The organism is Actinomadura sp. GC306, from assembly GCF_004348665.1.
Taxonomy (GTDB): Bacteria; Actinomycetota; Actinomycetes; order Streptosporangiales; family Streptosporangiaceae; genus Spirillospora.
In genome coordinates this window covers 1-7,109 of sequence record NZ_SMKM01000316.1, presented here as the reverse complement: position 1 = coordinate 7,109, position 7,109 = coordinate 1, and the positions used below count along the sequence as shown (strand labels likewise).

Here is a 7,109-nt window from a genome sequence, read left to right as displayed (position 1 = left end):
ACCCAGCACACAGCCCCGCCCGGCCCCAGCCGCCCCGGGCGTCCCTTGGCCGGCGTGTACGCGGCTCCCGGCCCCCGCCGCACTGCCCGGAATCCCCTTTGTGCTTGTTTATTCGCACTTTTGCGATGTGAGGTTGTGTTCCGTCGGCCGCGGAGTAGTCCTGGGAGGAGGGTCATCGTGGGGAGGGGAGATCACCAGGACATGACCTACATCGTCTTCAGAATGTTCCGGAGGTAGGTCGTCCTATGGCCGGTAGGACGGTGGTCCTGTGGCTGCCGCTGGCGCTGCTCCTCCTCTTCGTCGCCGGGTGCGCGCCGGCGGAGGAAGAGCCCGTGAGCGTGCAGCCCAGCGGCCCGGCCGAGGTGGACACGTCCGAGTCCATGCTCATCGGGTTGAGCGCCGAGCGGGCCGAGGGGAAGCCGAGCGTCCTGAGCACCGGCCAGTCGTTGAGTTGCGTCCGGGTGACCGTGACGAACAGCACCGAAAAGCCCCTGGAGGTCAATCCCCTGTATTTCTCGGTCACCGATACGGAAGGCGTCCGGTACGAAGGCACATCGGCCCTCGGAATGTACGAGAACGAGATCGACACGACGGTTCTCGCTCCGGGCGAGAAGGCCGAGGGCATGTTCTGCGCCGAGGGCGACTTCCGGCCGACGACCATCGCGATGACGAGCCCGCTGCTGATCGAGATCGCTCGCGCCGAAGTCGCTTGACGCGATCGCGCGGCGGAGGCGGCTAGTTGTCGCGCAGGTGGTACTTCATGCCCATGTGGGAGGGGCGGAAGCCGATCTTCTGGTAGAAGCGGATCGCCTGCGGGCGCTGCCGGTCGGTGGTGAGCTGGACGACGCGGCACCCCCGCTCCCGGGCCCGTTCGATCGCCCAGTCGATCATGTGCTGGCCGAGCCCGATGCCGCGGTGGTCGGACGCCACCCGGACGCCCTCGATCTGGGCGCGCTCGCCGCCGGTGTAGGTGAGGCCCGGTATGTAGGTCAGCTGGAGGGTGCCCGCGATGGCGCCGTCCACCTCCGCGACGATCACCTGGTTGTTGGGGTCCTTCTCGATCGCGGTGAAGGCGGCGAAGTACGCCTCCGGAATCTCGTCGCCCGGTGTTTCGCGGGTAACTCCGAGGGGATCGTCGGCGAGAAGCCGGACGATCTGCGGCAGGTCGGCCACCGTCGCCTCGCGGAAGGTCACTTCTTGATCACGCTTCACACGTAACAGGGTATCCAGACGCTAAGTTGCAACGTTCACGCACGTCTTGTAGTACTACGACATGTAGTACTACGTTGAGTGGGACCACCCCGCCGAACCGCACTGCCGGTGGTCTCTTCACCGCGCAGGGAGATGCCATGACTCACCACGAGAACGAGGAGCACTGGAGCGACCACGCCATCTGTCGTGGTGCCGATCCCGACCTCTTCTTCCCGATCGGGTACTCGGTACCGGTGCTCCAGGCGCAGGAGGAGGCCGCCAAGGCCATCTGCGCGAACTGCCCAGTGAAGGCCGAGTGCCTCGCGTGGGCGCTACGTGTCGGCGAGCCCGACGGCATCTGGGGAGGGACGACCCCGGAGGAGCGCCGCTACCTGCGCCGCACCGCCGACGCCCCGGCCCGGCGTCCGCTGCCCGTCATCGTCGTCCGGGGGGACGCGTCGGAGTCGGAGCACGCGTCCGCCGCCTAGGCACCGCTCAGGGGAGAAGGGCCACCTTGCCCACGACGCGGCGGTTCAGCAGGTCGTCGATGACCTGGGCCGTGGAGGCGAGGGGCTCGGTACGGGGGGCGACGGGGGACAGGTCGCCCTTGGCGACCATCGCGAGAAGCTCGTCCAGCAGCCGGCGCTGCTCCAGGGGATGCGTCATCGACCAGGCGCCCCAGTCGACGCCGACGACCGTGCGGTTGCGCAGCAGGACCTGGTTGAGGGGGAGGGACGGGATGTCCCCCGACGCGAAGCCGATCACGATGTAGCGGCCGCCTTCGCGCAGTGCGCGCAGCGCGGGATCGGCGAGCGCGCCGCCGACCGGGTCGTAGACGGCGTCCACCCCGCCGCCCGACCATTCGCGGGCGGCGGTCTTGACGTCGTCGTCGCTGCTCAGCGCGGCCTCGGCGCCGGCGCGGAGGGCGGCGTCCCGCTTGGCCCGCGTGGAGGCGGCCGCGAGCACCCGGACGCCGAGGGCGGTGGCGACCTGGATCGCCGCCAGCCCGACCCCGCCGCCCGCGCCGAGGACGAGGAGCGTCTCGTCGCGGCGCACGGCGGCCCGGTCGCGGAGGGCGAACAGCGCGGTGCTGTAGCTCTGGGTGAAGGTGGCGGCGCGCGGGAAGTCCAGCTCGTCCGGGATGGGGACGGCCGCGGCGGCGGGCACGGCCACGTGCGACGCGAAGCCGCCCAGCCCGCACATCGCCAGGACGCGCTCCCCGGTCGGGAGCGTGCCCGCGACCTCGCTGCCCGGGACGAACGGGAGCGGCGGCTTGATCTGGTACCGCCCGTGGACGAACAGGGCGTCCACGTAGTTGACCCCGGCGGCCGCCACGGTGATGAGGACCTGGTCCGGCCCGGGGACGGGCGGTTCGGTCTCCCGGACGGCGACGGTGCCGAGTTCCTCACAGATCGCTGCGCGCATCCGTCCAATATGCCGGAAGCCTTACCACGTGCCGGGTCCGGGGCAGGGCCGGAAGGGCCGGGCACATTCCGGGCGTTACGTTCGTTGACTTTGCAGGGTCGAGACTTACGGTGGCTGATATGAGCTATGTCCCCGAACGGCAGGGTTCCGAAGGGCTCGCCAAGCACGGCGTCCGCGCGCTGTCCTCGGCGGTGCTGATCGGCACCGTCACCGCGGTGATGTGGGTGCTGGAGGCGGTCGACTACGCGATGAACGGCTGGCTGGACCGGTTCGGCATCCAGCCCCGCAACGTGAACGACCTTCCGGACATCTTCACCGCGCCGTTCATGCACGGCGGGTTCGGGCACCTGATGGCCAACACCGTCCCGTTCCTGATCCTCGGGTTCATCGCGGCGGCGCGGGGGATCGCGAAGTTCCTGGCCATGAGCCTGATCGTCATCGTGGTCGGCGGGCTCGGGGTGTGGTTCACCAGCTCCGCGAACACGCTCGGGTCCAGCATCCTGATCTTCGGCTTCTTCGGCTACCTGGTCGGCCGCGGGATCTTCGAGCGGCGCCTGCTGGACATCGGGATCGCCATCGCGGTCGTCGCCGTCTACGGGACGATGCTGCTCGGCGTCATCCCCGGCGAACCCGGCATCTCGTGGCAGGGCCACCTGTTCGGGCTGATCGGCGGCGTCCTCGGCGCCTGGTTCCTGCGCCGCAGCTGAACCGCCCGCAGCTGAACCGCCCGGTCCCCGTTCAGTTGGGCCGGACGGTGACGTCCGCGACGACCGCGTCCCGGGGCGTCTCCAGCGCCGAGACCAGGACCCGCGCGACGGTCGCGGGGGCGGCGAAGTCCTCCGCGGCGTAGGTTCCGCCCTCCTGGGCACGCACCTTGCGCTGCATCTCCGTGGCCGTCCGCCCCGGGTAGACGGTCGTGACCCGCAAGGACGGCTCCTCGGCGCGCAGCGAGTCGGCGAGGGCGCGCAGGCCGAACTTGCTCGCCGCGTACGCCGACCACTGCGGGTTGGCGCGCAGGCCGGCGGTCGAGTTAACGAAGACGACGTGCCCTTCGGCGGCGCGCAGCGCGGGCAGCAGCAGCCGGGTCAGCTCCGCCGCGGACACGAGGTTGACCGACAGGTGCTCGATCCACTCGTCGGCCTCGGTGTCCGCGACCGGCCCGAGATGCACCATGCCCGCGGCGTGGACGACGCCGTCCAGCCGCGCGGGCATCCGGGCCATGGCCAGCGACGCCTCGATGCGGCGCGGTTCCCGCAGGTCGAGCGGAACCGTGGTGATGGCCGCGCTGCGCGGCGGCGACGGCACCGCGCCCGGGTTGATGACCTGCGTGGGGGCGTGCGCGCCGCTCCGCAGGGCCGCCTCCAGCTTGCCGAGCCGCTCCGGCGAGCGGCCGGTCAGGACGAGGTCGTGCCCGCGTTCGCGGAGCAGTTCGGCCACCGCCGTCCCGATGCCGCCGGTCGCACCCGTGATCACATACGTGCCCATGGCCGTCCATTCTGATCGATCCGCTACCAGGGTGGACGCCCGGGGCGGCTCCCCGGTTCGGGCCGTCCCGGCACGCGGCCGCCTAGTTCGGGTTCTGGGACGGGCGCAGCACCCGCGCGGCCCCCGCGATGAGGGCGGTCGCGAGCACCCAGCCGGTCGTCACCAGCCCGTACGCCACCCAGCGGGACCAGTTCACCGCGTCGTACGAAAGCTGCTGCCCGAACGTGTCGAGCGGGATCAGCAGGTCGAGGCTGTAGATCAGCGCGTGGAACTCGGGAAGCTCGTCCTTCGGCTTGACCGGGCGCGGATGCTCGATCGAGAACACCGTCGTCCCGGTGGCGAGCAGCGCCGCGAACCACGCGAACGCCAGCCACGGCCGGTGGCCGAACCCGACCGTCCAGTCCAGCAGGTGGTTCCACGCCTTGCCGACCGGGTTCAGCATGCGGCGGCGCGCGCGAAGCTTGGCGACCTGGACCTTCCGGGCGAGGTCGTCGTGGCCGGTGCCGTGGTACCAGGACGCGAGCTGCTCGTACGGCTGGAGGTGGAACTCCGGGTCCCGGGAGACCCAGTCGAGGCGGTCCTTGAACTCGGCGCCGCGCAGCGTCTCGTACGTCATGCCGTTCAGGTACAGCTCGTCCGGCCACACGGACGGGTGGTCCATGATCAGCTCGATCCGGGAGTACGACAGCGACACCCGGCCCTTGATCTTCTCCTCGGGCCACAGCAGCAGTTCGTCGGCCTGGATGTGGCTGGCGTGCAGCGCCATCCGCTCGGGGTCGCCGGAGTCGAGCCGCGCCCGGGAGAACGACAGGATGCCGTTGAAGCGTCCGCTGCGCAGCCGCAGGGTGCCGAGCGCGGTGAACCCGCGGCTGAACTCGGCGGCGTCCTCCACGACCATGTTCTGGGCGTCGAGCGCGATGCGGCCGGGGTTGCTGAGGGTGGTGCCCTCCATGAACAGGCCGCCGTTCATCCGCGCCCCGACGAAGCGCACGCCGCCGTTGATCCGCGCGTCCCGGATGAAGGTGCCGACCTCCACGACGAGGCCGCCGCTGAACAGCGCCCACTTGTCCGGGTCGGACGCGGTGATCGTCGTGCCGTTCATCCGCAGGCCGCCGGCGAGCTGCGCCCGCGGCAGCCGCACCTCGCCCTCGATCTCCGACCCGGACAGGCTGAGGTAGCCGTCCGCGCGCAGGCCACCGCCGTCGAAGCCCGGCATCCGGCAGTCGGCGAACCGCATCTCCCGGGTCGTGGCGTTGGAGAAGTCGGGCTGCTCGACCAGCCGGCACTTCTCCAGGCGGAGCTCGTAGGCGACCGAGCCGCCGGAGACGTCCATCTGCCCGGTGATGTAGGCGCCGCGCAGCCGCACGGCCGCGACCATGCCCGGACGCGGTTCCTCCGCGCCGAGCAGCAGCCGGGTGATGATCTCGGCGCGGACCATGCGTTCGGGGAGCGGGCCGGCGGGCCGGTCGTCGCCGAGGACGACGGTCGCGCCGGACGGGAACGCGGCCCAGAGGCGTCGTTCCGCATCGCTGAGGCCGGGGGGCTGGGGCACGGAACCTCTTTCTACGCGGCGATCCCCTCCGTGATCAACACCGCGGAGGGGATCATCCGGTCGTCGGCCGGGGACGCGGGGTTCTAGAAGAAGCCCCTGCGGCGTCCGGCGTCCTGCAGGAAGCCGTCGAGCTGCTGCTCCCAGTTGGTGTGCTCGACGCTCGCGTAGTCGACGGTGAAGCGGCTGAACGCGTCGCGCCCTTCGGTGAACACGCCGCCGCGCTTGTCGAGCTCCAGCACGACCTCCATCGACTGCGGGTACGCCACGAACGTCACTTCGAGCTGCTTGATGCCGCGGGCGTACTGGCCCGGCGGGTAGAACTCGATCTCCTGGTAGAACGGCAGCTCCTGGTGGACGCCCCAGATGCGGCCCTTCTCGCAGTCGGCGTTGCGGAACTGGAAGCCGAGGTTGGAGAACGCCGTGAGGATGCGCTCCTGGGCGGGCAGGGGGTGCACGGCGATCGGGTCGAGATCGCCCGGGTCGAGCGCCCCCGCGACCTCCAGCTCGGTCGCGACGCCGACCGTGGTGCCGCGCAGCGGCTGCCCGTACATGTGGGTGAGCGGCGCCTCCCACGGGATCGGCATCTGGAACGGGATGGCGTGCCGGGCGCCCTCCTGCAGCGTGAAGCCGCCCGCGACCGGCAGCTTCGCGTACTCCAGGTTCGTGGTGTACTCGTTGTCGCCGGACTCCACCTCGACCCTCGTGCGCAGGGCCAGGTTCACCGCCTTGATGTCGGAGTTGTACTGGCCTCCGATGATGGTGATCTCACCCGTGATCACGCCCCCCGGCGTGGTGTTGGGGTTGTGCAGAACCGTCTCGATCGACGGGCCGCCGATGCCGATCGCCTGCCGCAGCTTCTTGAAGACCAAGGTCCGTCCCTCCCTGAGCGAGCGCGCTCCCGAGCGCTCTTTCCGTCCCATAGACGCTGTCACGGGACATTACGTTCCGGGAAGGTCGCGTGACCTGGGAATCGCCGCCTTGGCTGGGTTTCAGTGGCCCGGTCTCAGTGCGCGCCGCCCGCCAGGTTGAGCCCGACGACCCCGACGATGATGAACGCCAGCGCGACGATCTTGGCCGCGGAGACCTGGTCGCCCATGACCAGCATGCCGAGCGCGGCCGTGCCGACCGCGCCGATGCCGACCCACACCGCGTAGGCGGTGCTGACGTCGAGGGTCTTCAGGGCGAGGCTGAGCAGGCCGAAACTGGTCACGGCGAAGAAGAGGAACCCGGCGGACGGCAGTACTTCGGTGAAGCCCTTGCTCGCCTTCAGGCACAAGGCCATCACGACCTCGAACAGGCCGGCGACGATGAGAAGGATCCAGGCCATGGGGTGCTACTCCCGGAGAAGAGACGACGTTGCCAAGCGCCGTCTTCGCCAACCGGGTACGACGCACCTCGTCCGGGAGGACCAAGGGCCCTCACCACCCAAGAACGCGACCGCCCACCCGGCTGTTCC

At 70.3% G+C, this 7,109-nt stretch carries 9 protein-coding genes and 1 riboswitch; of the genes, 3 read left to right on the top strand and 6 right to left on the bottom strand.

Features of this window, described 5'->3' with window-relative positions:
• Positions 1-260: 260 nt before the first annotated feature.
• Complete coding sequence (locus E1200_RS29245; RefSeq protein ID WP_165950511.1) at positions 261-713, top strand: DUF4352 domain-containing protein; 453 nt, start codon at positions 261-263, stop codon at positions 711-713.
• A gap of 22 nt (positions 714-735) precedes the next feature.
• Here E1200_RS29245 and E1200_RS29240 read toward each other — a convergent pair whose 3' ends face one another.
• On the bottom strand, positions 736-1,194 hold the full coding sequence (locus E1200_RS29240) for a GNAT family N-acetyltransferase (RefSeq protein WP_131955309.1): 459 nt from the start codon (positions 1,192-1,194) through the stop codon (positions 736-738).
• A gap of 155 nt (positions 1,195-1,349) precedes the next feature.
• Between E1200_RS29240 and E1200_RS29235 the strand changes: the two genes are divergently transcribed.
• Positions 1,350-1,679, top strand: a complete 330-nt coding sequence (locus E1200_RS29235; RefSeq protein WP_131955307.1) for a WhiB family transcriptional regulator — start codon at positions 1,350-1,352, stop codon at positions 1,677-1,679.
• A 7-nt stretch (positions 1,680-1,686) separates the two neighbouring features.
• On the opposite strand, the gene E1200_RS29230 is transcribed toward E1200_RS29235, so the two are convergent.
• Positions 1,687-2,616 (bottom strand): NADPH:quinone oxidoreductase family protein, encoded by a 930-nt coding sequence (locus tag E1200_RS29230; RefSeq protein WP_131955306.1) that lies wholly within the window; start codon positions 2,614-2,616, stop codon positions 1,687-1,689.
• A gap of 119 nt (positions 2,617-2,735) precedes the next feature.
• Here E1200_RS29230 and E1200_RS29225 point away from each other — a divergent pair, with 119 nt between their 5' ends.
• Positions 2,736-3,323: a rhomboid family intramembrane serine protease gene (locus E1200_RS29225; RefSeq protein WP_131955305.1), complete on the top strand. Its 588-nt coding sequence runs from the start codon at positions 2,736-2,738 to the stop codon at positions 3,321-3,323.
• A gap of 31 nt (positions 3,324-3,354) precedes the next feature.
• Here the strand turns inward: E1200_RS29225 and E1200_RS29220 are convergent, their stop codons facing one another.
• The 4 genes from E1200_RS29220 to E1200_RS29205 form a co-directional block, all read right to left on the bottom strand.
• Complete coding sequence (locus tag E1200_RS29220) at positions 3,355-4,101, bottom strand: SDR family oxidoreductase (RefSeq protein ID WP_131955304.1); 747 nt, start codon at positions 4,099-4,101, stop codon at positions 3,355-3,357.
• Positions 4,102-4,183: 82 nt separating this feature from the next.
• Positions 4,184-5,653 carry a hypothetical protein gene (locus E1200_RS29215; RefSeq protein WP_131955303.1) on the bottom strand — a complete coding sequence of 490 codons (1,470 nt, stop codon included), beginning with the start codon at positions 5,651-5,653 and terminating at the stop codon, positions 4,184-4,186.
• Positions 5,654-5,736: 83 nt separating this feature from the next.
• Positions 5,737-6,522: a sporulation protein gene (locus E1200_RS29210; protein ID WP_131955302.1), complete on the bottom strand. Its 786-nt coding sequence runs from the start codon at positions 6,520-6,522 to the stop codon at positions 5,737-5,739.
• Between the two features lie 134 nt (positions 6,523-6,656).
• A complete protein-coding gene (locus E1200_RS29205; RefSeq protein WP_131955301.1) occupies positions 6,657-6,980 on the bottom strand; it encodes a multidrug efflux SMR transporter in 324 nt (107 codons plus the stop codon).
• A gap of 33 nt (positions 6,981-7,013) precedes the next feature.
• Positions 7,014-7,076: riboswitch (guanidine-III (ykkC-III) riboswitch) on the bottom strand.
• Positions 7,077-7,109: the final 33 nt, after the last annotated feature.

Bases quoted from the DNA above. Each gene is read 5' to 3' on its own strand.
- E1200_RS29235 (WP_131955307.1), top strand. From the start codon at position 1,350: ATGACTCACCACGAGAACGAGGAGCACTGGAGCGACCACGCCATCTGT.
- E1200_RS29230 (WP_131955306.1), bottom strand. From the start codon at position 2,616: ATGCGCGCAGCGATCTGTGAGGAACTCGGCACCGTCGCCGTCCGGGAG.
- E1200_RS29225 (WP_131955305.1), top strand. From the start codon at position 2,736: ATGAGCTATGTCCCCGAACGGCAGGGTTCCGAAGGGCTCGCCAAGCAC.
- E1200_RS29220 (WP_131955304.1), bottom strand. From the start codon at position 4,101: ATGGGCACGTATGTGATCACGGGTGCGACCGGCGGCATCGGGACGGCG.
- E1200_RS29205 (WP_131955301.1), bottom strand. From the start codon at position 6,980: ATGGCCTGGATCCTTCTCATCGTCGCCGGCCTGTTCGAGGTCGTGATG.